Here is a 24,756-nt window from a genome sequence, read left to right as displayed (position 1 = left end):
TGATTTTATGATTGGATTTTATGGAGATATAGTTTTTGAAACAAGTAACTCTCGTATTTTAACTTTTTCGGAATTACAGCGAAGTACTGCCAGTAGGTGGGCTAAACATGAAGTTATTGGGAAAAAGCCGACATCTGAATTTATAGGTCCGGACTTAGATACGGTTTCATTTACGGTAAACCTCAATGGGCAATATGGAGTACATCCACGCGATGAGATGAATAGATGGTTAATTAAGGCTAGATCTGGCACTGCTGAAACGTTTGTCATTGGAAATAAAAGGATAGGTGTTGATAAATGGGTAGTGAAGTCTGTTTCTCAAATGTGGGGAGTCATACTGAATAAAGGTGAAGTTGTCACAGGCAAAGTTGATATCGAATTAGAAGAGTATGTGGAGAGATTATGATGATAGATTATACATTGGTAAATATAGATTTTGGAGCTGAGGGAAATACGGAAATCTATCAAAATTTAAAAACACTTTACACAACTCCGGCAGGTACTGTCCCATTTGATAGAGATTTCGGCATAAACATAGAATTGTTGGATGCACCAATACCTCTTGCTCAAGGTAGATTGATAGTCGAATATACGGAAAAAACAGAAAAATATGAACCGAGAGCAAGTGTAAAAGAGGTGAATTTTGAGGTTAATCCTAAAAACGGCAAGATTTTTCCTAAGGTGGTGATTGAAATTGTCCCTTAATCTTAACGATTTACCAGAAGTGAATTTTATTGAAACAGATGTTAACCAAATTCTTAATGATGCAATTGCTGGTTATGAAGCTGCTTATTTTGAGCAGACGGGGGAAGTGAAAAAACTTTACCCTGGGGATCCGATTCGAATTTTTTTGTACTCACAAGCATTAAAAGAAATGCAATTGAGAGTTATGCTGAATGATACAGCTAAACAAAATCTATTGAAATATGCTCGAGGAGCGAACTTAAAGAACCTTGGTGCTTTTTTCAGAACTGATCAACTAGAAGCGCGAGCTGCTAAAGTTTTAATGCGATTTGTATTAAGTAGTGCGCGGCCGACTGATGAAACAATCCCTGCAGGTACAAGGGTAAGTCCTGGTAATGAGATATATTTTGCTACGAAAGAGAATACTGTTATCCCAGCAGGTGCAACGTTTGTTGACGTTTTAACAGAGTGCACTCAGCCAGGAACTATAGGAAATGATTTCACCCCAGGGCAAATTAATATTTTAGTAGATCCTTTACCTTACAATGCAACTGTTGAAAATATCGAAACTAGTGGCGGTGGAGTAGAGGAAGAAAGTGAAGAAAATTATAAAAATAGAATTCATCTTGCTCCCGAAGGTTTTTCGACAGCTGGTCCAGAGGGGGCATATGAATATTTTGTAAGGCAATATAGTCCGCTGGTTGCAGATGTTAAAGTAACTTCCCCTAGCGATGGTGTTATAGATATTCGAGTTCTTTTGCAATACGGTCAAATTCCCGATCAAACATTTTTAGATGGACTACTTGAATATTTAAGCGCCAAAAACAGAAGACCTTTAACTGATAAAGTGCAGGTAGGGGCACCGGAGATTGTCAATTACGATTTAGATGTGGTTTACTATCTTAACTCTTCAGATATCAGCGTAGAGCAAGATTTGAGAAATAGAGTGGAAGCTGCAACTGATGACTACATCATTTGGCAACGCTCAAAAATAGGAAGGGATATAAATCCATCCGAGGCAATAGCAAAAATGATTTTTGTAGGTACACAGGATAATAAACAACAGCGAGGAGCTAAACGAGTTGAAATTGTTTCTCCAACATACATGACATTGAACGATAATCAAGTGGCCGTGGCCAATATAAAAACAGTGACATTTGGAGGTTTTGAGGATGAGTAAAACCATTTATGAAGTTCAATTAATGGACCTTCTTCCTGAAAGTCTAAAAAATAATCCTGATATTATTGCTGCTTCAAAAGCGGTGGATTTAGGTTTCTCTGTGGTTGTAAATGCTGTTGATAAATCTTTGATTTTACCTCGAATAGATCAGTTAGAAAGTGACGTGTTAGACCACGTTGCTTATTTTTTTCATGTCGATTTTTACGATAGATCACTAGATATCGAGACAAAGAGAAAATTAATTAAAGAGAGTGTCTATATCCATCAAATTAAAGGTACACCTGCAGCAGTCGAGATTTTAATAGAAACGCTCTTTGATGAAGGCACTGTCGAAGAATGGTTTGATTATGGCGGTAATCCGTACCGATTCAGAGTAGTCACAAGTAATCAATCTGTAACTCAAGAGCGAGCTGAGGAATTTTTACGAGCATTGAATACTGTGAAAAATACTAGATCGCATTTAGATAGTGTTATTATTCTTCAAACTGAGCAGATGGACTTTAAGCTTGCTGGAATAGTACACCAAGGAATACATGAAGTTTATGGGCAGGTGAATTAAGTATGGGGGCATTCGGAGGATTAATTTTTACTAATAAAGGTAAACTCCTTCAATCAAAAGCTCAAACAGGTGTTAATTTACACTACACAAGAATCGCAATGGGTGATGGTCAATTAGGCTCTACACCAATTTTGGCTTTGAACGGACTTATAAGTGAAAAGAAATCACTAAGCATTTCAAAGCTAAAAGTACAATCGGATGGCAAAGCTACAGTCGGAACGACTTGGTCCAATAATGATTTGACTGAAGGATTTTATTTTAGAGAAATCGGGGTATTTGCCCAGGATCCAGATCTAGGAGAAATTTTATACTGTTACGCAAACGCAGGTGCACTAGCAGAATATATTCCTGCAGGTGGCGGAACGGACATTATTGAACGTAACCTAGATATTGTTACAATTGTTGGTAATGCAACAAACGTCACAGCAACAATCGACACTTCTTTGGTATTTGCAAGCGTAGCTGAATTGCAAAATCTAGAGAGAGAAATATTATTACAGATAAATGAGATAAAACAAGAAATAAAAAATATTAACACATTCGTGCATGAAAGTGTGTTATACCGCTGGGGATTTTCTTTATCAGCAGCTGGCGAACCACAAATTTGGTACGAGGAGGTTGTTGAGTAATGGCTACGATTATTGATTTGGCGACAAAAGCAATGCAAGATGCCATAAAAGCTGTAGTCGATGCAACAAAAACGGTTGTTGATGGAATTAAGACCAAAACAGAAACTATTGATACACGTACCAATACAATGAACACCAATATAAATACCATAAATACAAACGTCTCTACAGCGAATGCAAATATAAATACAATAAAGTCCGATGTAGCAACAATTAAAGCTAATAATAGTCCAAGAAAAAGAACAATGTTTTATTCAGGGTCGAAGGCGTCTAGTCTTGATACGGGAACATGGTCTGTATTAAAAATAACTGGTTCTGGTAAAGTAACAGTATTAAATACAGAATATATAGGTACTACAAATCCGAATTATGTAAGGATGGAATTATATATCGATGGTATATTAATGGGTAAACTCCAGGATTTATTCGGGGGATTTAGTGGGAATTTGGTTGATGAAAGGGCTGTCGATATTTCATTCACATCGAGTTTAGAATTAAAATACACAGTTATTGAGGCTGGCACTCCCAGAGGCGCTACAGCTAAAATTGCAGTTCAATTTGATTAGAAGAGAGGTATTACGGTGATGGAGGAATTGAGAAGATATATAGAAGGCGACTATGAGATAATAGAATATACAAAAGACGGTGAGACAGTATCACATAAAGTTGAACAACGTATATCTGCGGAGCCTGTTCCAATAATGGAGCCTGGTACAACTGTAGTAGAACTAATTTACGCAGAAACAACATATCAAACAGCATTGTTAGAAGTAATGTCATTAGGGTAAAGGAGAGAGTGTAAATGAAAATATGTGACATTTGGAAGAAAATTATCAGTGCACAAACTTATTCAAAAGAGGTTTGTGAAACTCGAGTAAATACTATTTACACAGTAGGACAATTAAGCGATCCAGAGTATACAGAACTAATTACCCTTATTAATTCGACGTACGGAAGCACTAAATCGTAAAAGGAAAAACGCAGCATAAAGCTAGCGTTATTTTTTATGCATTTTTTACATTATGTAACAGCAATGCACTGTGTCGAGCAGTGCTATTTTTATTTTATGAGGTGAGAAAATGGAGAATAAAATAGCTTTAGCATCAGGAGTTTTAGGTGCAATAATTTCATATATGTTTGACTTAGTGGGGGTTGCAGTGTCAATCCTCATTTTATTTATGCTTGCAGATTATACAACAGGCCTTGTAGCTGCAGGAATAAATAAAGAACTTAATAGTCGTGTGGGCTGGACTGGATTTGTTCGAAAGCTTTATATCTTGTTGCTTATTGGCATGATATATGCACTAGAATTTATGACAAGGCAATATGTAGATTTTGATATATTCGGTGGTTACATCGGTGATGGTGCAGCCTTTGCTTATATTGCAATTGAGTTTATTTCAATTGCTGAAAATGGAGTAAAGATGGGCGCTCCAATGCCTCCATTCGTTAAAAATCTCTTAAAAATAGTTAAAGAAAAAACAGGTATCAATGAGGAAGGAGAATTAAAATGATAACAATTAGTCCAGGACACTGGTTGCCGGGCACAGGGGCAAGTGATTTAATCGATGAAGTAACAGAAGCGCGAAAAGTAGTTAAAAGAGTCGTAGAAATACTACGAGTAAATAAAATCACAACTAACCATGTTGTAGACGACTCATCGAAAAATCAATCCCAAAACCTAAAATATCTGGTCAATGAGCACAACTCAACTAGTCGAGAACTTGATGTATCGGTACATTTTAATTCATCCAGTCGTACTGATAGAGGGGTAGGTGTTGAGGTACTTTATCTAACAATAAAAGATGTTGCTGCTAAAATTTCAAAAGCGATTAGTGATGTAAGTGGATTAATCAATCGAGGAGCTAAATTGCGTAAAGACTTAGCCTTTTTAAATGGGACGAACAAACCAGCAATACTTATCGAAGTATGCTTTGTATCCTCTACAGCTGACACAGCCATTTACAAACGGAAATTCGAGGAAATCTGCTATGCAATTGCCGAATGTTTAGTGGAATTCGTTGGTAAGTCTTTGAACGCAAATGCAAAGGAAAGCGATGAAATAATGGCATTTAGTAGCCCCTCTTTAAAAGCTGAAACAGAATTAACGCTAAATAGTAAAGCCCGCTTAACTATGATTGTGGAAGCCGCTATTAAAGCAGGTGCTCATGAAAGTTGGCGTCAAAAACATGAAAATCGTGAAATGACAGAAGACGATTACAAAGGACTTGCGTTAAAAGCAATCATTGATCCGCAGTTAAAAAAATAACCAAATCAGACCGCCTTTTCCATCGATTGTGGAGGGTGGTCCTTTTTCATTTATTCATCATAAGGTCTGTACTTAGAATGTAACTCTTTTGATTCATCTTTACGACGCTCTACATCTTTCCTCAAAAATAACTTATCACGACTTAATTCTATAATTGGAGCGAGTTTACCTCACCTTTCTTCTTGAATAGGTGCTTAAAAATTATTTAAAAAGCATCACACATTCCCACAACGTACGTTTCTTTGAAGTTTCTTCCAAAATAAAGTACCACGAGCTTTTTCTTATCTAAAAAAAGGATGTTTTTTGCTTTGTCCTGACTTTTCATCTCCAAATTAATACTAATTTTCTGCAATTATGTCAAAACTAATAATTTAACTAATTAGTTTTAGGGGGATTGTATGAGTAGGGTTGGGAAAATTAGTATTTTACATGTTGTTTTTTTAGTTATGACATTTATTGGGTTGAAAAATCACGTGACCATCCTACCACCTATTATAGACAATGTAAAAAGAGATGGATGGGCTTCTGTTATATTGGCAGTTTTATGTATGTTACCATGGCTATTTTTAATTATCTATATACAAAATAAATCAAATCAGCAACCAATTAAGCATTGGTTAAAGGAAAAAATAGGTCAAATAGGCTCATCTATTATTTTATACAGCACTGTGCTATTTCTATTTATTTTAGCTGCATTCACGATGCGTGAAACCGTTTTATGGATTTCTACAACATTTTTAGTTCAAACACCTCCCCTGTTACTATTATCGATTTATATAATTGTTTGTCTATTACTCGTTTCTACAAACATTGTAACACTTGTTATTGTGAATGCTTTTGTATTATTTTTTGTTGTGGTCTTTGGTTTTTTTGTCGCTTTTGCAAATATTCAAGTGAAAGATTACAATTACCTGTTTCCTTTATTTGAAGATGGTTTATTGCCTGTCATAAAAGGAATAGTGTATCCGGTTTCTGGATTTATTGAGTTAACTTTACTTCTTTTTCTGCAGCATCATTTTAAACAAAAATTCAAATGGTATCATCTTGCAATTATGGTCTTTATTTTAATGGGGTTAACATTGGGACCACTCATAGGTGCAATTACAGCATTTGGACCAGAAGAAGCAACTAAGCAACGATATCCTGCTTATGAAGAATGGTCACTTGTTACAATTGGTCGTTTCATTGAACATATGGATTTCTTATCAATTTATCAATGGTTAACAGGTACATTTATTCGAGTTGGGTTATTATTATTCATTGCAGCGGACATATTAAATATAACTGGAAACAGAAAAAAAATATGGTCTTATTTAGCTCCTCCTTTTTTCATTATTAGCTTAATCATCTTTTTATTAGATGACAATTTGTTTATTGATTTAAACAGTGGTGGAATGCTAATTACAACATTGATTTATTTCTTTACTCTTTCTCTTATATTAGGAGGAATTGCTGCATTCAGTAAAAAGAATAACAAAAAGACTCGTCCAACGTCCAAGATAAAACTAAACAGAAGGTAGTGAAACATTAATGAACACAGCTGGACAATCATTACCAATGGTTACAAAATTGAAGCAACTTTTTCAAAAATCTGAAGATGTAATATTCCAAGAATACTTTTTTCAACAATCAAAGGTTTTTACAATAAAATGTGAATCAATGATTGATCAGCAAATTTTATATACTGTCGTTCTTCCTAATATTGAAAATCTTTATCTAAATTCTTCAAATCAAACAATCACTGAAGAAGCTATTGAGCAGTTACCTATTCCAGAAATAAAAAAATTAACTAAAAATGATGATATCATTACAGCTGTTTTCAACGGTAATCTCATCCTATTTTTCGAGGAATCTCAGTTGTTATATTCTTGCAATATAGCACAAAAACCGAATCGTAATCCCGAAGAAACAAATATGGAAGTAATGGTGAGAGGGGCTAGAGATAATTTCATCGAGGATCTCGCTACAAATATTGCGCTCATTCGGAAACGTATTCCAACAAATTCATTATGTGTAGAAAAAATGGAGCTAGGTAGACGTTCTAAAACGAAAATTGCCCTGCTCTATTTTGACGATATTGCCAATAAGGATATTTTAACTGAATTAAAAAAACAGTTAAAAAAAATTGATACAGATATTATTATTAGCGCTGATTCATTAATGGAATTTGTAAACGAAAAAAATTGGCTATTACCGGCTACAAACTATACGGGAACACCTGACTTTGCCATACAATCATTAATTCGCGGAAGGTTTTTAATTTTAGTTGACGGTGTAGCATATGGCGTTATTACACCTGTAAATATTTTTTATTTATTAAAAACAGGGGAAGATTACGAAAGCTCAATTATTTATGGGACATTTGAAAGATTTATTAGACTAATTGGTGGTATAGTTGGAATTCTCCTCCCTTCATTTTGGCTTGCATTGACACATTTTCATCAAGATCAATTACCTTTACAATTACTTGCAACAGTTGTTATAACAAACATTGGATTACCGTTTCCAGCAGTTTTAGAAATGCTTATCATTCTTATGATGTTTGAAATACTCCGAGAAGCTGGTTTACGTCTCCCATCAAAAGTTGGCGGCATTATCGGTGTGATTGGCGGACTAATTATTGGGGATGCTGCAATTCGTTCTGGTATTACAAGCCCGGCATTGGTAGTAGTGATCGCAACTTCAACAATTGCATCCTATACCCTAGTAAACCAACAATTTGAGAACTTTGTTATCATAATACGAATACTTTTTATAATTGTAACCGCATTTTTAGGATTGTTTGGATTTTTTATTTGTTTTTATCTTTTCATTCTATATGTCGCGAATACTCGTGTATTTGGAGTACCATATTTAAATATTTCAGCAGATTTAAGCTTTAATAATTTGAAAAAAACTTTATTCAGACTTCCAAAGTATAAATATAAATTTAGACCTAATTTTTTAGACCCTCAAGATGAAAGTCGTAATAATGAGAGGAACTCCAATGACTAAAAAATATTTACTTGTTATTTTAATCCCCTTTTTACTAGCTGGCTGTTGGGATTTGGATGAAAACGAACGTATGTATTATGTTTTCGGTGCTGGTATCGATTTTAAAGATGGAGAATATAAAGCAACGATTCAAATTATTAGTTTTGCAAATGTCGCCAAAACAGATCAACCTAATCAAGATCTTTTTCAATCACAAGTGTCATCTGCATCAGGAAAAACTTTTGATGAAGCACTTTTCAAACTTTATCACGGAATCGATGAAAAGGTTTATTGGGGACATTTTTCATTTATTATTTTTAGTGAATCGGCTTTAAAACAAGGGAGAATTGACTCTGTTATTAATACAATAACTGGTTTTAGTGATACGAGGTACAATATTTGGCTTTATTGTACAGATGAACCTTTAGATGAATTTTTGCTTGCACTTCCATTATTAAAAAAATCGATTACATTGACGAAAATTGCAGATCCTTTAAATTCTTTCGAACAGGAATCATATATAGAACCTTTAGATATAAGAAACTTAATTATTAATCTTAACGAGCCTGCTCACGAAGCGAATATTCCATATATAAAATTAAAGGAAGACTGGAAAACTCAGAACGAACCGCTTTCTTCCGTTGAAATAAGTGGTATTGGCATTATTACACCAAATGAATTTAAAGGTTATATTAAAGATGATCAAGCGAACGGTCTTCAATGGATATCAAATAAAACGATAAGAGGAGAAATTACAACCATTTATGAGGAAGATAAATATTTTTCTGCAGTTCTTCGCAATGTAAAAGTAAAAATAGATCCTATTATTAATGGAAATGATGTCAAATTTGATATAAATGTTCGCTTAACGGCCTCATTAGGAAGCTTTGAAGGGAATTTAACATCTGATAAAATTAAGAATCTTATTATGAAGAAAGTAAAAAAAGAAATTGAACAAACCTACCAGACTGCTATTGAAATGAATGTCGACGTTTTCAAATTATCAGAAATTTTATATCGTAAGGAAATAAAGACATGGAAGAAACTACAAAAAGATGGTCAGATTGAATTAGATGAAGATTCAATTAATATAAAAATAAACATTGAGAAGCTAACATCGGGTAGAAAGAACTTTAGGGACACAATTGAATAAGAGAATGGGATAAAATAGATTTTTTAAAAAATTGCTTATACCAGTAATAATAATCAGATACGGATACTTTAACCAGAAAACAGAACGAGTAATAGGGTTTTCTTTTAAAATGATGCAAAAGTAGGCTCAACACAAAATTTTATGTTATTATTAAAAACGTTATTATTTGTAGGTGAACTATTGAAAGGATGATATAGATTATGAGTTACGAGCGTCCGAAAACCGTATCTCTATATACTTTAGGTTGTAAAGTAAACCATTACGAAACAGAAGCTATATGGCAGCTTTTTAAAGAACAAGGATATGAGCGTACTGATTTTGAACATCAAGCAGATGTTTATGTAATCAATACATGTACTGTAACTAATACAGGAGATAAAAAATCACGTCAAGTGATCCGTCGTGCAGTTCGTCAAAATCCTGATGCTGTAATTTGCGTAACAGGGTGCTATGCACAAACATCTCCTGCAGAAATTATGGCAATTCCAGGTGTTGATATTGTAGTCGGCACACAAGATCGTCAAAAAATGCTTGGCTACATTGATCAATATAGACAAGAACGCCAACCAATAAATGCAGTGCGCAATATTATGAAAAATCGTGTTTACGAAGAATTAGATGTACCTTATTTTACAGACCGTACACGAGCATCACTTAAAATCCAAGAAGGATGCAATAACTTCTGTACATTTTGTATAATCCCTTGGGCACGTGGTTTAATGCGTTCACGCGATCCACAAGAAGTGATTAAACAAGCACAGCAACTTGTAGATGCTGGTTATTATGAAATCGTCCTTACAGGTATTCATACAGGCGGTTATGGCCAAGATCTTAAAGACTATAATCTAGCGCAATTGCTTCGTGATTTAGAAGCAAATGTAAAAGGTTTAAAACGTTTACGTATTTCATCGATTGAAGCTTCCCAATTAACAGACGAAGTAATTGAAGTATTAAAAAATTCAAATATTGTTGTTAGACATTTGCACATTCCAATTCAATCTGGATCAGATACAGTGTTGAAACGGATGCGTCGCAAATATACGATGGATTTCTTTGCTGAACGTTTAGAACGTCTAAATGAAGCTTTGCCTGAGTTAGCTATTACATCTGATGTAATTGTTGGTTTCCCTGGCGAAACGGAAGAAGAATTTATGGAAACGTATAATTTTATAGCAAAACATAAATTTGCAGAACTTCATGTATTCCCATTCTCAAAACGTACAGGAACTCCTGCAGCACGCATGGAAGACCAAGTAGATGAAGAAATTAAAAATGAACGCGTACATCGTTTGCTAACATTAAATGATCAATTAGCAAAAGAATATGCTTCTCGCTTTGAAGGAGAAGTACTAGAAATAATTCCTGAAGAGCAATATAAAGAATCCGATCAAGACAATCTTTTCGTTGGCTACACAGATAACTATTTACGTGTTGTGTTTGAAGGCAATGAGGAGTTAATCGGAAAGCTTATTAAAGTGAAAATTGTAAAAGCTGGCTATCCATACAATGAAGGTCAGTTTGTAAGAGTTTTAGAAGAACAAGTTCAATAAAAAACTAGAAAATTCTTAGCTTCATAAGTTGAGATTATCTATTAAAAACAATTAGATTACTACTAAAAACAGGTAAAACCGAATTATGGTTTTGCCTGTTTTTATGAATAAAATTATTAATAAGCGTAAAGGTTGTCATTAGAACTAGCTTATTTAATTTCTTTTAAATTTCTGTCATTTCGCAATTCTATAAAATAATGGTATTATAGGAGAGGTACGGACAACTTAAAAATAAAAAGGAGTAATATCTATGACTCAAAATTATGCTTCAATGATCGATCATACACTTTTAAAAGCAGATGCAACTCGAGATCAAATTGAAAAATTATGTGAAGAAGCAAAAAAATATGAGTTTGCTTCAGTTTGTGTAAATCCAACTTGGGTTAGTTTAAGCTCGCAGCTATTAGCAAATACAAATGTAAAAGTTTGTACTGTTATTGGCTTCCCATTAGGTGCGACAACGTCTGAAGTAAAAGCGTTTGAAACAAAAAATGCAATTGCCAATGGTGCGCAAGAAATAGATATGGTTATCAACATCGGCGCCTTGAAAGATAAAGAATTTGAAGTCGTTCGTGATGATATTAAAGCTGTAGTAGATGCGGCAAATGGTACTTTAGTGAAAGTAATTATTGAAACTTGTTTACTTACAGATGAAGAAAAAGTAAAAGCATGTGAACTTTCTGTAGAAGCTGGTGCTGATTTTGTTAAAACTTCAACAGGGTTTTCAACTGGCGGTGCAACTAGTGAAGATGTAGCGCTTATGCGTAAAACTGTTGGGCCAGAACTCGGTGTTAAAGCTTCTGGTGGAGTGCGAAGTCTAGAAGATATGCAAAAAATGATAGAAGCAGGTGCTACTCGAATTGGTGCAAGCTCTGGTGTAGCAATCATGAATGGCTTAACTTCCGAATCTAACTATTAAATCGAATTCTTACTATTGACTGTAGGTAGAGGATACGATATAATTCTTTAGTACACAAGTAACCAGAGTTTTTTGTGTATTGACGTGTGTTCGGAGGGAGGGAAAGAGAGATGTCAAAAACTGTCGTTAGAAAAAACGAATCGCTTGAAGATGCTCTTCGCCGCTTCAAACGTACTGTATCTAAAAGTGGTACAATTCAAGAGGTAAGAAAACGCGAATTTTATGAAAAACCGAGCGTAAAACGTAAAAAGAAATCAGAAGCTGCACGTAAACGTAAGTGGTAATTTCCTAGACAATCCCTACGTTCATAACACGCAATTTTATGATTCACTAAGGAAAAAAATGATATACCCTAGTATTTGTAGATCTACAGATACTAGGGTATTTTACATTTATGGAAAAATTAAATGATTGATCTTTTTATAGATATATTATAGATAATTTTAGAATTTATATTGAAAAATGTATAAAATAAAGTAAGATAAATACTTTTTGAAACCTTTTCAATTTTAATCCGTAAATAAACTATCAGCGGGTTTCTATGGAAGGAGGGTGGAAATGAGACATTCAAAAGGCATACATTGGATTATATTATTATTTATTTCTTTTTTATTATTATCACCAACCTTAACTGCTCATGCAGATGGAAAAGTTTATCATGTTAAAATTGAGAATGAAGTTGAAAAAGGTTTAAAAGCTTTTTTAGAAAGAGCTTATAAGGAAGCGATTGATTCGAATGCAGAAACAATTGTTTTAGAAATACATACCCCTGGCGGCTATGTTGATGCTGCAGAAGACATTGCAAAATTAATCGATGAAGCTGATATTGAAACTATTGCATTTATTAATTCGAAAGCGTATTCAGCAGGTGCCTTCTTAGCTCTTCATGCTGATGAAATTTATATGGTGCCAAATGGAACAATTGGTGCAGCTGCAATTATTGATGGACAAGGAAATACTGCACATGAAAAGGCGAATAGTGCATGGATTAGTGCAATGGTAGCAGCAGCAGAATCCTCAGGGAAAGATACTAGATATGCTCAAGCAATGGCTGATAAGTCAGTGCATTTGCCTGAATATCGTGCTCCTTCAGGAAAACTTTTGACATTATCAGCAGAAGAAGCATTTAAAGTAGAATATTCAAAAGCAACTGTTGCAAATTTTGATGAGCTTCTTGAAAAAATAGGGCATTCTAATAGTGAAATTGTGTCCATTGAACCGACCTTTGCAGAAAAATTGGCAAGATTTATAACAAACCCTATTGTTGTAACAGTTCTATTATCAATTGCGAGCCTTTGTTTAGTAATTGAATTGTTTTCTCCAGGGTTCGGTATACCCGGACTAATTGGACTTTTGTCTTTCGCTGCATTCTTTTTTGGTCATACAGTTGCTGGGTTTGCAGGATATGAATCTATTTTAATATTTGTTATTGGGTTTATATTGCTTATTGCTGAATTATTCGTACCAGGAGGAATTATTGGTATAATTGGCGGGGCGCTTATGATTATTAGTTTATTATTTGCAGGTGAAAGTGTGGTTCATATGGCGTATTCAATTTTAATCGCACTGTTTATTGCAGTAATAGGGATGGTGATAATAATGAAGTTTTTAGGGAAAAACTTACATGTCTTTAATAAGCTCATTTTGAGGGATGCTACAACTACTGAGGAAGGATATGTTTCCAATGTGAATCGTATCGACTTGCTAGGAAAAGCAGGCACAACAATAACACCTCTTCGCCCAGCGGGAACGATTGTAGTTGATAATGAAAGAATCGATGCAGTGTCAGAAGGAAGCTTTATCGGTTCCAATAAAAAAGTTGAAGTGATTCAAGTAGAAGGTTCACGCATTGTAGTAAGAGAAATAAATAAGGGAGTTGAAGAAGAATGATTATCGATGCAGCAGCAATTAGTTTAATTATAACAATCGTTTTAATTATCATTGTATTATCTGTAATCCTAACATTTGTTCCAATTGCACTATGGATTAGTGCTCTTGCAGCTGGTGTGCGAGTTAGTATTTTCACATTAATTGGGATGAGATTACGTCGTGTAATTCCAGCACGTATAATTAACCCATTAATCAAAGCACATAAAGCAGGTTTAAATGTTACAATAAACCAATTAGAATCACATTATTTAGCTGGTGGTAATGTAGACCGCGTAATTAACGCTTTAATAGCAGCTCAGCGTGCTAATATTGAATTATCCTTTGAGCGTTGTGCAGCTATAGATTTAGCTGGACGTGATGTATTAGAAGCTGTTCAAATGTCAGTAAACCCAAAAGTAATTGAAACACCTTTTATTGCTGGTGTAGCAATTAACGGGATTGAGGTAAAAGCTAAGGCTCGTATTACAGTACGTGCAAATCTTGACCGATTAGTTGGTGGTGCTGGTGAAGATACAATTATTGCTCGTGTTGGTGAAGGTATTGTTAGTACAATCGGGTCATCTGAAAGTCATTCCAAAGTATTAGAAAACCCAGATTTAATTTCACAAACTGTTCTATCGAAAGGTTTAGATTCTGGAACAGCTTTTGAAATTTTATCCATTGATATTGCAGATGTTGATGTCGGCAAAAATATTGGTGCAGAATTACAAATAGAACAAGCGCAAGCAGATAAAAACATTGCACAAGCAAAAGCTGAAGAACGCCGAGCAATGGCTGTTGCAAAAGAGCAAGAGATGGTTGCAAAAGTTCAGGAAATGAAAGCAAAAGTAGTCGAAGCTGAAGCTGAGGTTCCAATGGCGATGGCAGAGGCATTGCGTTCTGGTAATTTTGGAATTATGGATTACATGAATTATAAAAATATTCAAGCAGATACTTCCATGAGAGATTCAATTGCAAAGGTAACGAACGATAAACCTGATGCACCTGAAAAATAATCACAATACACACCTTTGAAGGGAGTGTTTAGCGAGATGGGAACTATATTGTTAATGGTGGCGCTTTTTGTCATTAGCTCTTTATTAAGTGGAAATAAAAAGACGAAACAGCAAAAGCCTATGCCTCCATTTAATAATAAACCAAATACCCAAATGTTCGATCAACCGAAACAAAAAGAGACCGGTCGAACGACAACAAAGTCGCTCGAGGATTTTGCCAGTGAAATTTTTCAGAAGCTAAGTGATACGACAAATACACAAACTTCTGGAAAAGCAAAAGAAAAACTGGAGGATGCAAAATCTCATAATTCCTTCAATGAAGTAGAATCGAATCAAACTAGATCTGTTACTAGACCAACACTTGATGTTAATCGTTCGGTTCGGTCAACGAAAGAAGCACCTTCAAATCATTCATTGGATAAGATTAAACAGAAAGAAATTGGAAGCATTGTCCCAACTACAAGAGAAGCATTGGTGCAAGCAATTATTACTACAGAAATATTAGGTCCTCCAAAGGCAAAGCAGCGGTAATGATGAAGAGGTTTCGAAACTATTATTTACATTATTAAATTCATGCCCCCCTTTTTCAAAGCATATACTTTGCGAAAGGGGGCATTTTAATTGAAAAAGTTATTTCAAACTGATCCATTAATTGAAATGATAAATTGTCGCCAATTGCGAATAATTGGAACATATAAATTTCTGGAGGCTTCAGAAAAACATTGTTCATTTCTTTATGAGGATTTTTCTGTGTTAATAAAAGCAAAACGTGTACATATAGATGTGTTAAAAGAAGAAGAATTTATAATACATGTAGAAGAGCTGTTAAATATTGAAATGAAACGACAGGTGAGTCCATATGAAAAAATACGATAATCGTCCTGTTGAAATAAGTGTTACAAGAAAAGGAGCAGCAAATGCTTTTATACAGCATCTACATTCAAAAAAAGTTAAAATTAAAAATATAACACATCTAGAGAATGAGATAAAATTTGAAATTGCGAGAAAGGATCTTTCAATCGTACGTGCTTCAAGAAAAAAGTATGAACTTAAGGTTAAAATTCGTTATTTACAAGTATCTCGAATTTTTCAAAAAAATAGCTGGACAGTAATTGGATTATTATTGTTAATTAGTATTCCGATTATTTGTTCACAAATTGTTTGGAAAATAAGTGTTGAGGCAGAAACACCTGAAATGAGAGTTGCGGTTGAAGAGGTTATTGAAGAGAAGCTAGCTTTAAAAGGGCCTATTTTTAAACATCAAGTGAAGTCGGATTTTGAAATTAGACAAACTATTATGGAAGAGATTAGAGATCTATCTTGGGTGCATATTCTAAAAAATGGCAGCAGCATGACGATAGCACCACAGCTCGCACCAATAACTGATAATAAAGATAATATAAGCAATAAGAAAAATCATTTAGTGGCTGCAAAAAGCGGTGTTATTACACATTTCGAAATTTCTAGTGGAGAACGTCGCGTTTCACCGAATACAACTGTATATGAAGGGGATACACTTGTTTCAGGGGTAATTACAGTTGGAGATAAATCTATAGTAGTTGGTGCTGAAGGTGAAGTGTATGCTGATTACTGGCTAGAAACAGAATTTACGATTCCTAGAACTGTAAAATTCATTTCAGCTAGTAATAGAGAGTGGACATTTGATTTCAAAATTAATAATGAAAAGGAGCAGGGAAAATCGTTTCAAAAAGTCGATTTACCAGAATGGCTTTCAAGATTTATCGAAATCAAAAGGACTCAAAAGTATATTGCTGTTACGGAAGAGATAACAGAAGAACAAATCGAATCGTTTATCTTGCCACTATTGCACGAAAAAATTTTAAAATCTTTACCACCGAAAACGGTTATAAAAAAAGAAAACATTTTGCACGTTACATTCGATGATGATAAAGTTAAAGGGAAAGTCCTATTTTTGGTAAATGAAAATATTGCGAGAAATTACCCAATTGACCAAGGAGATTGATTTATGTCAGAACAATTATCGGAATTACAAGTTGAAAACCCAAATGAAGCAGTAATGTTACTTGGTATGTCTGATGCGAATTTAAAACTAATTGAAGAAACATTTCATGTTCAAATTATTACTCGTGGTGAAGTAATTCAAATAGCTGGAGAAGAAGCTCATAAGCAGCAGGTTACCGAACTTATGCTGGCACTGCTTAAAGTAATTCGAAAAGGAATTAATATAGATTTGCGTGACGTTGCAACCGCAATTGAAATGGTGAATAAAGGGACAATTGAATATTTTGCTGAATTATATGAGGAAGAAATAGCAAGAAATCATAAAGGAAAGCCAATTCGAGCAAAAACAATTGGTCAGCGCGAGTACATAAAAGCGATTCGTCATAATGACCTAGTTTTTGGTATCGGTCCAGCAGGTACAGGAAAAACGTATTTAGCTGTTGTAATGGCAACACAAAGTTTGAAAAATGGCCATGTTAAACGAATTATTTTAACACGACCTGCTGTAGAAGCAGGGGAATCACTAGGATTTTTACCAGGTGATTTAAAGGAAAAAGTGGATCCTTATTTACGTCCCCTATATGATGCGCTGCATGATATATATGGGTCAGAACAAACACAACGGCTAATAGAACGTGGAACAATTGAAATTGCACCACTTGCTTATATGCGCGGCCGTACGTTGGACGATGCATTTGTTATTTTAGATGAGGCACAAAATACAACACATATGCAAATGAAAATGTTTTTAACACGTTTAGGTTTTGGCTCAAAGATGGTCATTACGGGAGATAAATCACAAATTGATTTACCAAAGAATACCGAATCAGGCCTAATTGTTGCGGAACGTACATTGAAATATGTAAAGGATATACATTTTCAAACTCTCGAAGCTGGAGACGTTGTTCGTCACCCACTCGTAGCAAAAGTAATCCAAGCCTACACAGAGCAGGAACTATAAAATTAAAATGAAGCAATCCAAGATTTTGAAATGGGTAATCAAATAAGTCCAGTTCAAAAAAATTACAAACTCGTTAATAAGAATCTGCTCATTCTAATTATGGAGAAATGAGCAGATTTTTAATTATTGTTAATAAAATGCAGCGAATTTACATGACAGTACCTTTCAATTTAAGTAAATGTGATATTAAAACAAAAATTCAAAAAGCAAAAAAGTACAATTTATATAAGTCTCTTTTCACTTTCTGTCAACTATCCATGAAATTATCCTCATAAATTGGTAAACTAGTACATATAGACTTGGTGGGGGTGCACAATGAACAGGCACTTTAATAAATTAATGAATATGTTCAGTTTTAGAACTTTAATAATAATCGTTCTTTTATTGACTGGATTACTGCAATTCTTTTTAATGCTAGGAAATGTGCGGAGTACTACATATGATATTCAACCATTTCAGCTTGCACCTGAAACAATACGAGCAGTAAAAACAGTAGAAGATACTGTGAAAACAGAAGAAGAACGGAAACAAGCTGAAAATGCAGTGGAGCCTGTTTACGTGTTCAATGAAGAAACAGCAGGGCATCGAGTTTCACTTGTTGAATCACTTTTTGATATAGTAACCGATGTTCGAGAAGATATAAAATCTAAAGAAAAAGAACCGACACTGGAAGAGCAAGTCAAACTATTGCAAGAAAAATTAAAAGATATTACAGATAGCCAATCACAACTTATTTTTACAAAAAGCCAATTACAATCATTATTAACTGCAGATGAATCAAGTTTAACTAGTACAAAAAGTATTCTTGTTAATCTTGTAGATACGTTATTATCAGAATCTATTAGGGCTGATGAAGTAACACAAAAACGAAATGAAATAGAAACAAAAATCCGTCAAAATACATCGATTGATGAACATATTTTAAATTCTGTAATTGTTATAGGACGAGCTGCAATTACTGAAACAGAGGTTTTAGATAAGGTAAAAACGGATGAATTAATACAACAAACCCGTGAAGAAGTTGAACCAACTCGTATTTTACAGGGGCAAATTATTGTTCAAGAAGGGGAATTAATTGACCGTGAAGTATATCGACAGCTTGAATTATTAGGATTGCTTAATAACAATACGACAAATGAACCACTTATAGGGCTAGTAATATTCATTATTTTACAAATGATCTTTTTGTATATTTTATTTGATCGTTCGGAAATGGATATTACGAAAAGAAGAAATGCCTTGTTTGTTACAGCTATAGTGTATTCTATGTCCATTATTCTTATGAAGATATTAAGCATGTTGTCCAACGAATTCGATACTACGATTGCATTTTTATATCCGACTGCATTAGCAACGATGCTTTTACGACTTTTAGCAAATGAAAAAGTCGCAATATTAGTGACGATATTAACAGCTGCTTCAGCAGGTGTTATTTTCCATCAAGGTTACGCTGCGGTACTGCAGATGGATATTGCACTTTATATTATTTTTGGTGGGTTGGCAAGCATTTTCTTTATGAGAAGTATTGAGAAAAGATCGGATTTATTAAAAGCCTGCATTATAGTATCCATTGTTAACACATCATTTATTGCATTTTATCTTTTAATGGCACAATCAGATTTTGAAGTATTTGAACTGCTATTTTATGGCATTGCGGGTATTACGTCTGGTTTATTATCTGGCGCCTTAACAATGGGATTATTGCCATTTTTTGAATCAGCATTTGGATTATTGTCGACAATGAAGTTAATCGAATTATCGAATCCAAATCATCCGTTACTAAAAAAATTATTAACGGAAACTCCAGGAACTTACCATCATAGTGTCATGGTTGCAAACCTCGCAGAAGCTGCTTGTGAGGCGATCGGAGCTGACGGTTTACTTGCTCGGGTAGGCTGCTACTATCATGATATTGGAAAAACGAGAAGACCTGCGTTTTTCATTGAAAACCAAATGTCTGGCATAAATCCGCATGATTCTTTACCGCCGGAAAGAAGTGCAGAAATCATCATATCTCATACTACAGATGGGGCGGCGCTATTACAAAAACATAAAATGCCTAAAGAAATTGTAGATATTGCATTACAGCATCATGGAACAAGTACATTAAAATATTTTTTATTTAAAGCAAAAGAACAGGGAAAAGAGATTGACGAAAGTAAATTTAGCTATCCAGGACCAAAGCCTCAAACAAAAGAAGCAGCTGTAATTAATATTGCTGATAGTGTTGAAGCTGCAGTTCGATCTATGAAACAGCCAAATATCGAAAAAATTCAGGAACTTGTACATTCCATCATTCAAAGTCGTGTACAAGAACATCAATTTGATGAATGTGATGTATCAATAAAAGAACTAAAGATTATTGAAAAAGTACTATGTGAAACATTAAATGGAATTTTCCATTCTCGAATTGAGTATCCGAAAGAGGATTAAATTAGGAGGAAGTCATGTTAAATATTGATTTTTTAGATGAAACAAATGAAGTAAAAGAAGAACATCTCGAACTGGTTGAAAAACTTCTTCAACATGCAGCAGACACTTTAAATATTGAGGATGGAAGTGAAGTATCAATTACATTTGTAACGAATGAAGCGATTCATGAAATCAACCGTCAATATCGGGATAAAGATCAGCCAACAGATGTTATTTCATTTGCTTTAGAAGAATTAGGGGAGGGTGAAGTGGAAATCGTTGGAGAGGATATTCCGAGAATATTAGGAGATATCATTATTTCGACTGATCGCACAAAAGAACAGGCAAACGAGTATGGACATTCTTTTGAACGAGAACTAGGCTTCCTAGCAGTTCATGGTTTTCTCCACCTTTTAGGGTACGACCATATGACACCAGAAGATGAGAAAGTTATGTTTGGCAAACAGGATGAAATTTTATCTTCATTTGGTTTAGGCCGTGATTTTAATGGACGTTCGTAAACTTTTTAAGTCTTTTGGTTATGCACTTTATGGCATTTTTTCAGCAATGAAAGAACAGAATATGCGCATTCATATTTTAAGTGCATTTATTGTTGTAGCAGCAGGGTTAGTTACTGGGTTAAGCTATTTAGAGTGGCTAGTATTAATTATTATCATTGTCTTAGTTATTGGCGCTGAGATGATGAATACTGCTATTGAGAGTATAGTCGATTTAGCTTCACCTGAAATTCACCCACTTGCAAAACAAGCAAAAGATATTGCGGCAGGCGCTGTACTTGTATTTGCGCTTGCAAGTGTTATAATCGGTTTACTTATCTTTCTTCCTAAATGGTTCTAAGAAAAGCGGGAAGCGTCTGATTAGCAATAAGTTGGTGCAAGTGTCACGTGTGCCGTTGTTGGTACATGCACATCCATGTGCGGATAAAAGCCCGAATCGATAAGCTTTCCACCCGAGATGGCTGGGTTCTTGCGCTAACATCTAAAAATAAAGAGTTTATAAAGAGGGGGTATCCATTATTATGACAGTGGATATGAAATCATTAATTGAGCAATCTAAAATAGCACGACAAAAAGCTTATGTACCGTATTCAAAGTTTCCGGTAGGAGCAGCTTTATTAACTGAGGATGGACAAGTTTATCTTGGCTGTAATATTGAAAACTCTAGTTATGGTTTAGCAAACTGTGCAGAAAGAACAGCTATCTTTAAAGCAGTTTCCGAGGGAGTAACTAAATTTACTGGGCTTGCAGTCGTAGCAGATACTGACCGTCCATGTTCCCCATGTGGTGCATGCCGACAAGTGATTTCAGAGTTTTGTTCACCAGATATGCCGGTTTACTTAACGAACTTAAAAGGAGACTTACAACAAACGACAGTGGGCGAGTTATTACCAGGCGCCTTTACACCGGAGGATTTAGATAATGCAGGAAAACAAAAGCTTTAAATCAGGGTTTATTTCCATTATTGGTAGACCGAATGTCGGTAAATCAACTTTTTTAAATCGAGTTATTGGCCAAAAAATTGCCATAATGTCAGATAAACCTCAAACAACAAGAAATAAAATTCAAGGTGTTCTTACACGTGAACATTCTCAAATGATATTCATTGATACACCTGGGATTCATAAACCAAAGCATAAACTGGGTGAATTCATGATTAAAGTATCAAAGGATACTTTAAGAGAAGTTGACTTAATTATGTTTATGGTTAATGCTGAAGAGGAACTTGGAAAAGGTGATGAGTTCATTCTTGAATTACTACAGGGAACTGAAACACCTGTTTTTCTCATAATAAATAAAATCGACCAAATTCACCCTGATGAGATTATTCGCATCATTGAAACATATAAAGAAAAGCTTCCTTTTGCAGAAATTATCCCTATTTCTGCACTACAAGGAAATAATGTGGAAAACTTATTAGAAACAATTGAGAAATATTTGCCTGAAGGGCCTCAATATTACCCATCAGACCAAGTAACAGATCATCCCGAACGTTTTATTATTTCGGAGTTAATTCGTGAAAAGGTTCTCCATTTAACACGTGAGGAGATTCCACATTCGATTGCTGTTGTTATTGATAAAATTAAACGTGATGAAGAAAATGACAACAAGATCCGAGTACAGGCAACAATCATGGTAGAACGGGACTCCCAAAAAGGAATTGTTATTGGAAAACGTGGTGCACTATTAAAAGAAGTAGGTACACTTGCACGTAAAGATATAGAGATGCTTCTCGGCTCAAAAGTATATTTGGAACTTTGGGTAAAGGTTCAAAAAGATTGGCGCAATAAATCTACGTTTTTACGCGACTTTGGCTATAGAGAAGATGAATACTAAAAATTAAAAGAAAGTCTCAAAAGTTTGGAATGCATACTTTTGAGGCTTTTTTTGTTGAACAAATCTTGAAGTATATCTACTTTGAAAAATAATTGTTTCATTTCATTCATATGTTAGAAGAAAGACTATTGCATGGGGGTATGGGAATGAAAGGGAAAGTTGCAGTAATGACTGAGCCGGAAAAAATGATTTTTGAGGAGTATGATCTGCCAAAAGCTTCAAAAGGTTCTGTTTTAGTGAAAGTAATTAGAACAAATGTATGCGGTTCAGAGCTTCATATTTGGAAAGGGTTTCATCCGACAAAAAAATCAGGTGTAATGGGTCATGAAATGGTTGGCGAAATTATAGAATTAGGTGAAGATGTAACGACTGATTATGCTGGACAACCTATTAAAGTGGGAGATCGAATAGCAGCCGCTTATTTTTTAACATGTAAAAAATGCAAAAATTGTCTGCAGGGATATTTTAATATTTGTGACAATGCATATGAATATTGGAGCAAAGAAGCTCATGAATATCCTCATTTCCATGGATCTTTTGCAACACATTACTATATCCATCCATACCAATATTTTTACAAAGTACCGGATAATATTCCAAATGAAGTAGCAGCTAGTGCCAATTGTGCGCTGTCTCAAGTATATTATGGAATTGAACAATCCGGGTTGAAATATGGAGATACAATTGTCATCCAAGGGGCAGGCGGATTAGGGTTGAACGCAACCGCAGTAGCAAAGACTTTTGGAGCAAATGTTATTGTAATTGATGCAGTCGAGAACAGACTAGAATTGGCGAAAAAATTCGGTGCGGATATAACTTTATCCATGACAGATTACTCTTCATTGGAAGAACGTGTCGAAAAGGTATTAGCATATACAAATAACATTGGTGCGGATGTAGTCATGGAGCTCACAGGTGTACCTGCTGCTTTTGCAGAGGGAATCCATTTAATTAAATCTGGTGGTAAATATATTTCTATAGGGAATATATCTCCTGGGAAATTAACTGAATTTGATCCGGGTCTTATGACTAGAAAAGGCGTAGAAATAAAAGGAATTATTCGATATCAGCCATGGTATTTATATAAATCATTGCAATTTTTGAGTAACAATATAAACCAATATCCATTTAGTAATATTTTAAATTGCAATTTTACCTTGGATGATATTTCAGAAGCATTAGAGGCATCTTTCAATAGAGGAGTAACTCGCGCCTCAATTGAAATACAATAACAAAAATAATTAATAAATATGAATACCTGAATTTCTTGCAGGTGTTCTTTTTTATGTATAATAGAAAGTAGAAATTCAATTGAAGGAAGTGCCGCCAATGCTAAACAAATGGGAAGGCATTGTATTAAAATCCCGTTCCTATGGGGAATCAAATAAAATCGTTACGCTGATGACGAGAGAGGCGGGCAAAGTTGCAGTAATGGCGCGCGGAGCAAAAAAGCCGACAAGTAGGTTAGCTGGTATAACGCAAACCTTTATGCATGGAATGTTTGTCGTTCAGAGAACTAGTGGTATGGGGACGTTGCAGCAGGGGGAACATATTAGCTCCATGCGCAATATACAAACAGAAATTATGGCAACCGCCTATGCGAGTTATATTGTAGAACTTATGGATAGACTAGTAGATGAGGGAAGTCCGCAGCCTTTTGCTTTTGAAGTATTACAGCAAGCACTACATGCTATTGAAGAAGGTTATGATCCAGAAGCAATCGCTCTTTTTGTAGATTGGAAACTGTTGCCCTACACAGGTGTTCAACCAGTTTTGCATGCATGTGCTTCATGTGGACAAGTAGAAGGTGAATTTGCCTTTTCGTTTTCTCAAGGCGGTTTTTTATGCCATCGATGCTTTCACTTAGATCCATATATTATTCGATTAACCCCAACACAATTAAAATTAATCCGAATGTTTTATACTGTACCAATTGAACAGGTTGGCAAATTAGATTTAAAAAAAGGAACGAAGCATTTTATTAAAAAAATTGTTACAACAATTTATGAAGAGCAAACCGGAATTCGATTAAAATCCCGCTCCTTTATTGAACAGCTGGAACGCACACCGGAATTACAAAATAAGAAGAATGATAATTAGTAAAAAAATTTATAAAACAACCAAAACATCACTCACTTTTGTGAGGTTATCGCCCTGATTTGTGGCAATATCGCCCTCATTTGTGAAGTAATCGCCCACATCTCAATTAAGAAGGAAAAAAGCAATTCAGATACATACTGAATTG

At 34.7% G+C, this 24,756-nt stretch carries 29 protein-coding genes; all 29 read left to right on the top strand.

Annotated features, from left to right (window positions below; all coding sequences use genetic code 11):
- The first annotated feature begins 7 nt into the window (after positions 1 to 7).
- Positions 8 to 406 carry a phage tail protein gene (locus tag MKY04_RS13545; RefSeq protein WP_126292770.1) on the top strand — a complete coding sequence of 133 codons (399 nt, stop codon included), beginning with the start codon at positions 8 to 10 and terminating at the stop codon, positions 404 to 406.
- On the top strand, positions 406 to 705 hold the full coding sequence (locus MKY04_RS13540) for a hypothetical protein (protein WP_126292769.1): 300 nt from the start codon (positions 406 to 408) through the stop codon (positions 703 to 705). Before MKY04_RS13545 ends, MKY04_RS13540 begins: the two co-directional genes overlap by 1 nt.
- On the top strand, positions 695 to 1,864 hold the full coding sequence (locus MKY04_RS13535) for a baseplate assembly protein (protein WP_126292768.1): 1,170 nt from the start codon (positions 695 to 697) through the stop codon (positions 1,862 to 1,864). The genes MKY04_RS13540 and MKY04_RS13535 overlap by 11 nt, the downstream gene beginning before the upstream one ends.
- Entirely contained in the window at positions 1,857 to 2,423 is a 567-nt protein-coding gene (locus MKY04_RS13530) for a phage tail protein I (protein ID WP_346234584.1), read from the top strand. The genes MKY04_RS13535 and MKY04_RS13530 overlap by 8 nt, the downstream gene beginning before the upstream one ends.
- Before the next feature lie 2 nt (positions 2,424 to 2,425).
- Complete coding sequence (locus tag MKY04_RS13525) at positions 2,426 to 3,052, top strand: phage tail protein (protein ID WP_346234583.1); 627 nt, start codon at positions 2,426 to 2,428, stop codon at positions 3,050 to 3,052.
- The gene (locus tag MKY04_RS13520; protein ID WP_346234582.1) at positions 3,052 to 3,618 is read left to right on the top strand and encodes a hypothetical protein; all 567 of its coding nucleotides are present in this window, start codon (positions 3,052 to 3,054) and stop codon (positions 3,616 to 3,618) included. The genes MKY04_RS13525 and MKY04_RS13520 overlap by 1 nt, the downstream gene beginning before the upstream one ends.
- A 15-nt stretch (positions 3,619 to 3,633) precedes the next feature.
- Entirely contained in the window at positions 3,634 to 3,840 is a 207-nt protein-coding gene (locus MKY04_RS13515; RefSeq protein ID WP_346234581.1) for a hypothetical protein, read from the top strand.
- A 14-nt stretch (positions 3,841 to 3,854) separates the two neighbouring features.
- Positions 3,855 to 4,022, top strand: coding sequence for a hypothetical protein (locus tag MKY04_RS13510; protein WP_346234580.1), 168 nt, complete (start codon positions 3,855 to 3,857; stop codon positions 4,020 to 4,022).
- Positions 4,023 to 4,131: 109 nt separating this feature from the next.
- On the top strand, positions 4,132 to 4,566 hold the full coding sequence (locus MKY04_RS13505; protein ID WP_346234579.1) for a phage holin family protein: 435 nt from the start codon (positions 4,132 to 4,134) through the stop codon (positions 4,564 to 4,566).
- Positions 4,563 to 5,321, top strand: a complete 759-nt coding sequence (locus tag MKY04_RS13500; RefSeq protein WP_346234578.1) for an N-acetylmuramoyl-L-alanine amidase — start codon at positions 4,563 to 4,565, stop codon at positions 5,319 to 5,321. Before MKY04_RS13505 ends, MKY04_RS13500 begins: the two co-directional genes overlap by 4 nt.
- Before the next feature lie 398 nt (positions 5,322 to 5,719).
- Complete coding sequence (locus MKY04_RS13495; protein ID WP_346234577.1) at positions 5,720 to 6,841, top strand: endospore germination permease; 1,122 nt, start codon at positions 5,720 to 5,722, stop codon at positions 6,839 to 6,841.
- 10 nt (positions 6,842 to 6,851) lie between these two features.
- Positions 6,852 to 8,315, top strand: coding sequence for a spore germination protein (locus MKY04_RS13490; RefSeq protein ID WP_126292759.1), 1,464 nt, complete (start codon positions 6,852 to 6,854; stop codon positions 8,313 to 8,315).
- Positions 8,308 to 9,447, top strand: coding sequence for a Ger(x)C family spore germination protein (locus MKY04_RS13485; RefSeq protein ID WP_185807618.1), 1,140 nt, complete (start codon positions 8,308 to 8,310; stop codon positions 9,445 to 9,447). The genes MKY04_RS13490 and MKY04_RS13485 overlap by 8 nt, the downstream gene beginning before the upstream one ends.
- A 200-nt stretch (positions 9,448 to 9,647) precedes the next feature.
- Complete coding sequence (gene mtaB, locus MKY04_RS13480) at positions 9,648 to 10,997, top strand: tRNA (N(6)-L-threonylcarbamoyladenosine(37)-C(2))-methylthiotransferase MtaB (RefSeq protein ID WP_346234576.1); 1,350 nt, start codon at positions 9,648 to 9,650, stop codon at positions 10,995 to 10,997.
- A gap of 250 nt (positions 10,998 to 11,247) precedes the next feature.
- Positions 11,248 to 11,916, top strand: a complete 669-nt coding sequence (gene deoC / locus MKY04_RS13475; RefSeq protein WP_126292756.1) for a deoxyribose-phosphate aldolase — start codon at positions 11,248 to 11,250, stop codon at positions 11,914 to 11,916.
- 110 nt (positions 11,917 to 12,026) lie between these two features.
- Positions 12,027 to 12,200 (top strand): 30S ribosomal protein S21, encoded by a 174-nt coding sequence (gene rpsU / locus MKY04_RS13470; protein WP_004227078.1) that lies wholly within the window; start codon positions 12,027 to 12,029, stop codon positions 12,198 to 12,200.
- A gap of 274 nt (positions 12,201 to 12,474) precedes the next feature.
- Entirely contained in the window at positions 12,475 to 13,806 is a 1,332-nt protein-coding gene (locus MKY04_RS13465) for a nodulation protein NfeD (RefSeq protein ID WP_346234575.1), read from the top strand.
- Positions 13,803 to 14,801 carry a flotillin-like protein FloA gene (gene floA / locus MKY04_RS13460; protein ID WP_126292754.1) on the top strand — a complete coding sequence of 333 codons (999 nt, stop codon included), beginning with the start codon at positions 13,803 to 13,805 and terminating at the stop codon, positions 14,799 to 14,801. The genes MKY04_RS13465 and floA overlap by 4 nt, the downstream gene beginning before the upstream one ends.
- Positions 14,802 to 14,837: 36 nt before the next feature.
- The gene (locus MKY04_RS13455; RefSeq protein WP_126292753.1) at positions 14,838 to 15,332 is read left to right on the top strand and encodes a hypothetical protein; all 495 of its coding nucleotides are present in this window, start codon (positions 14,838 to 14,840) and stop codon (positions 15,330 to 15,332) included.
- Between the two features lie 90 nt (positions 15,333 to 15,422).
- Positions 15,423 to 15,677, top strand: coding sequence for a hypothetical protein (locus MKY04_RS13450; protein ID WP_126292752.1), 255 nt, complete (start codon positions 15,423 to 15,425; stop codon positions 15,675 to 15,677).
- Positions 15,661 to 16,785, top strand: coding sequence for a sporulation protein YqfD (locus tag MKY04_RS13445; RefSeq protein WP_126292751.1), 1,125 nt, complete (start codon positions 15,661 to 15,663; stop codon positions 16,783 to 16,785). The genes MKY04_RS13450 and MKY04_RS13445 overlap by 17 nt, the downstream gene beginning before the upstream one ends.
- A gap of 3 nt (positions 16,786 to 16,788) precedes the next feature.
- On the top strand, positions 16,789 to 17,745 hold the full coding sequence (locus MKY04_RS13440; protein ID WP_126292750.1) for a PhoH family protein: 957 nt from the start codon (positions 16,789 to 16,791) through the stop codon (positions 17,743 to 17,745).
- Between the two features lie 315 nt (positions 17,746 to 18,060).
- Entirely contained in the window at positions 18,061 to 20,178 is a 2,118-nt protein-coding gene (locus MKY04_RS13435) for an HD family phosphohydrolase (RefSeq protein WP_346234574.1), read from the top strand.
- Between the two features lie 14 nt (positions 20,179 to 20,192).
- The gene (gene ybeY, locus MKY04_RS13430) at positions 20,193 to 20,678 is read left to right on the top strand and encodes an rRNA maturation RNase YbeY (RefSeq protein ID WP_126292748.1); all 486 of its coding nucleotides are present in this window, start codon (positions 20,193 to 20,195) and stop codon (positions 20,676 to 20,678) included.
- Positions 20,665 to 21,015 (top strand): diacylglycerol kinase family protein, encoded by a 351-nt coding sequence (locus tag MKY04_RS13425; RefSeq protein WP_126292747.1) that lies wholly within the window; start codon positions 20,665 to 20,667, stop codon positions 21,013 to 21,015. The genes ybeY and MKY04_RS13425 overlap by 14 nt, the downstream gene beginning before the upstream one ends.
- 181 nt (positions 21,016 to 21,196) lie before the next feature.
- Positions 21,197 to 21,619, top strand: a complete 423-nt coding sequence (locus MKY04_RS13420) for a cytidine deaminase (protein ID WP_185807617.1) — start codon at positions 21,197 to 21,199, stop codon at positions 21,617 to 21,619.
- Positions 21,597 to 22,511 carry a GTPase Era gene (era, locus tag MKY04_RS13415; protein WP_126292746.1) on the top strand — a complete coding sequence of 305 codons (915 nt, stop codon included), beginning with the start codon at positions 21,597 to 21,599 and terminating at the stop codon, positions 22,509 to 22,511. The genes MKY04_RS13420 and era overlap by 23 nt, the downstream gene beginning before the upstream one ends.
- Before the next feature lie 146 nt (positions 22,512 to 22,657).
- Positions 22,658 to 23,743 (top strand): zinc-binding dehydrogenase, encoded by a 1,086-nt coding sequence (locus tag MKY04_RS13410; RefSeq protein WP_126292745.1) that lies wholly within the window; start codon positions 22,658 to 22,660, stop codon positions 23,741 to 23,743.
- Between the two features lie 97 nt (positions 23,744 to 23,840).
- Positions 23,841 to 24,611 (top strand): DNA repair protein RecO, encoded by a 771-nt coding sequence (gene recO, locus MKY04_RS13405; protein WP_126292744.1) that lies wholly within the window; start codon positions 23,841 to 23,843, stop codon positions 24,609 to 24,611.
- Positions 24,612 to 24,756: the final 145 nt, after the last annotated feature.

Origin of the sequence: Lysinibacillus telephonicus, from assembly GCF_039654155.1 — a bacterium.
Lineage (GTDB): Bacteria > Bacillota > Bacilli > Bacillales_A > Planococcaceae > Ureibacillus > Ureibacillus telephonicus.
The sequence above is the reverse complement of the archived record's forward strand: the minus strand, read 5'-3'. Positions and strand labels throughout refer to the sequence as shown.

Bases quoted from the DNA above. Each gene is read 5' to 3' on its own strand.
- MKY04_RS13545 (WP_126292770.1), top strand. From the start codon at position 8: ATGATTGGATTTTATGGAGATATAGTTTTTGAAACAAGTAACTCTCGT.
- MKY04_RS13540 (WP_126292769.1), top strand. From the start codon at position 406: ATGATAGATTATACATTGGTAAATATAGATTTTGGAGCTGAGGGAAAT.
- MKY04_RS13530 (WP_346234584.1), top strand. From the start codon at position 1,857: ATGAGTAAAACCATTTATGAAGTTCAATTAATGGACCTTCTTCCTGAA.
- MKY04_RS13525 (WP_346234583.1), top strand. From the start codon at position 2,426: ATGGGGGCATTCGGAGGATTAATTTTTACTAATAAAGGTAAACTCCTT.
- MKY04_RS13520 (WP_346234582.1), top strand. From the start codon at position 3,052: ATGGCTACGATTATTGATTTGGCGACAAAAGCAATGCAAGATGCCATA.
- MKY04_RS13510 (WP_346234580.1), top strand. From the start codon at position 3,855: ATGAAAATATGTGACATTTGGAAGAAAATTATCAGTGCACAAACTTAT.
- MKY04_RS13505 (WP_346234579.1), top strand. From the start codon at position 4,132: ATGGAGAATAAAATAGCTTTAGCATCAGGAGTTTTAGGTGCAATAATT.
- MKY04_RS13500 (WP_346234578.1), top strand. From the start codon at position 4,563: ATGATAACAATTAGTCCAGGACACTGGTTGCCGGGCACAGGGGCAAGT.
- MKY04_RS13495 (WP_346234577.1), top strand. From the start codon at position 5,720: ATGAGTAGGGTTGGGAAAATTAGTATTTTACATGTTGTTTTTTTAGTT.
- MKY04_RS13490 (WP_126292759.1), top strand. From the start codon at position 6,852: ATGAACACAGCTGGACAATCATTACCAATGGTTACAAAATTGAAGCAA.
- MKY04_RS13485 (WP_185807618.1), top strand. From the start codon at position 8,308: ATGACTAAAAAATATTTACTTGTTATTTTAATCCCCTTTTTACTAGCT.
- mtaB (WP_346234576.1), top strand. From the start codon at position 9,648: ATGAGTTACGAGCGTCCGAAAACCGTATCTCTATATACTTTAGGTTGT.
- deoC (WP_126292756.1), top strand. From the start codon at position 11,248: ATGACTCAAAATTATGCTTCAATGATCGATCATACACTTTTAAAAGCA.
- rpsU (WP_004227078.1), top strand. From the start codon at position 12,027: ATGTCAAAAACTGTCGTTAGAAAAAACGAATCGCTTGAAGATGCTCTT.
- MKY04_RS13465 (WP_346234575.1), top strand. From the start codon at position 12,475: ATGAGACATTCAAAAGGCATACATTGGATTATATTATTATTTATTTCT.
- floA (WP_126292754.1), top strand. From the start codon at position 13,803: ATGATTATCGATGCAGCAGCAATTAGTTTAATTATAACAATCGTTTTA.
- MKY04_RS13455 (WP_126292753.1), top strand. From the start codon at position 14,838: ATGGGAACTATATTGTTAATGGTGGCGCTTTTTGTCATTAGCTCTTTA.
- MKY04_RS13445 (WP_126292751.1), top strand. From the start codon at position 15,661: ATGAAAAAATACGATAATCGTCCTGTTGAAATAAGTGTTACAAGAAAA.
- MKY04_RS13440 (WP_126292750.1), top strand. From the start codon at position 16,789: ATGTCAGAACAATTATCGGAATTACAAGTTGAAAACCCAAATGAAGCA.
- MKY04_RS13435 (WP_346234574.1), top strand. From the start codon at position 18,061: ATGAACAGGCACTTTAATAAATTAATGAATATGTTCAGTTTTAGAACT.
- ybeY (WP_126292748.1), top strand. From the start codon at position 20,193: ATGTTAAATATTGATTTTTTAGATGAAACAAATGAAGTAAAAGAAGAA.
- MKY04_RS13425 (WP_126292747.1), top strand. From the start codon at position 20,665: ATGGACGTTCGTAAACTTTTTAAGTCTTTTGGTTATGCACTTTATGGC.
- MKY04_RS13420 (WP_185807617.1), top strand. From the start codon at position 21,197: ATGACAGTGGATATGAAATCATTAATTGAGCAATCTAAAATAGCACGA.
- era (WP_126292746.1), top strand. From the start codon at position 21,597: ATGCAGGAAAACAAAAGCTTTAAATCAGGGTTTATTTCCATTATTGGT.
- MKY04_RS13410 (WP_126292745.1), top strand. From the start codon at position 22,658: ATGAAAGGGAAAGTTGCAGTAATGACTGAGCCGGAAAAAATGATTTTT.
- recO (WP_126292744.1), top strand. From the start codon at position 23,841: ATGCTAAACAAATGGGAAGGCATTGTATTAAAATCCCGTTCCTATGGG.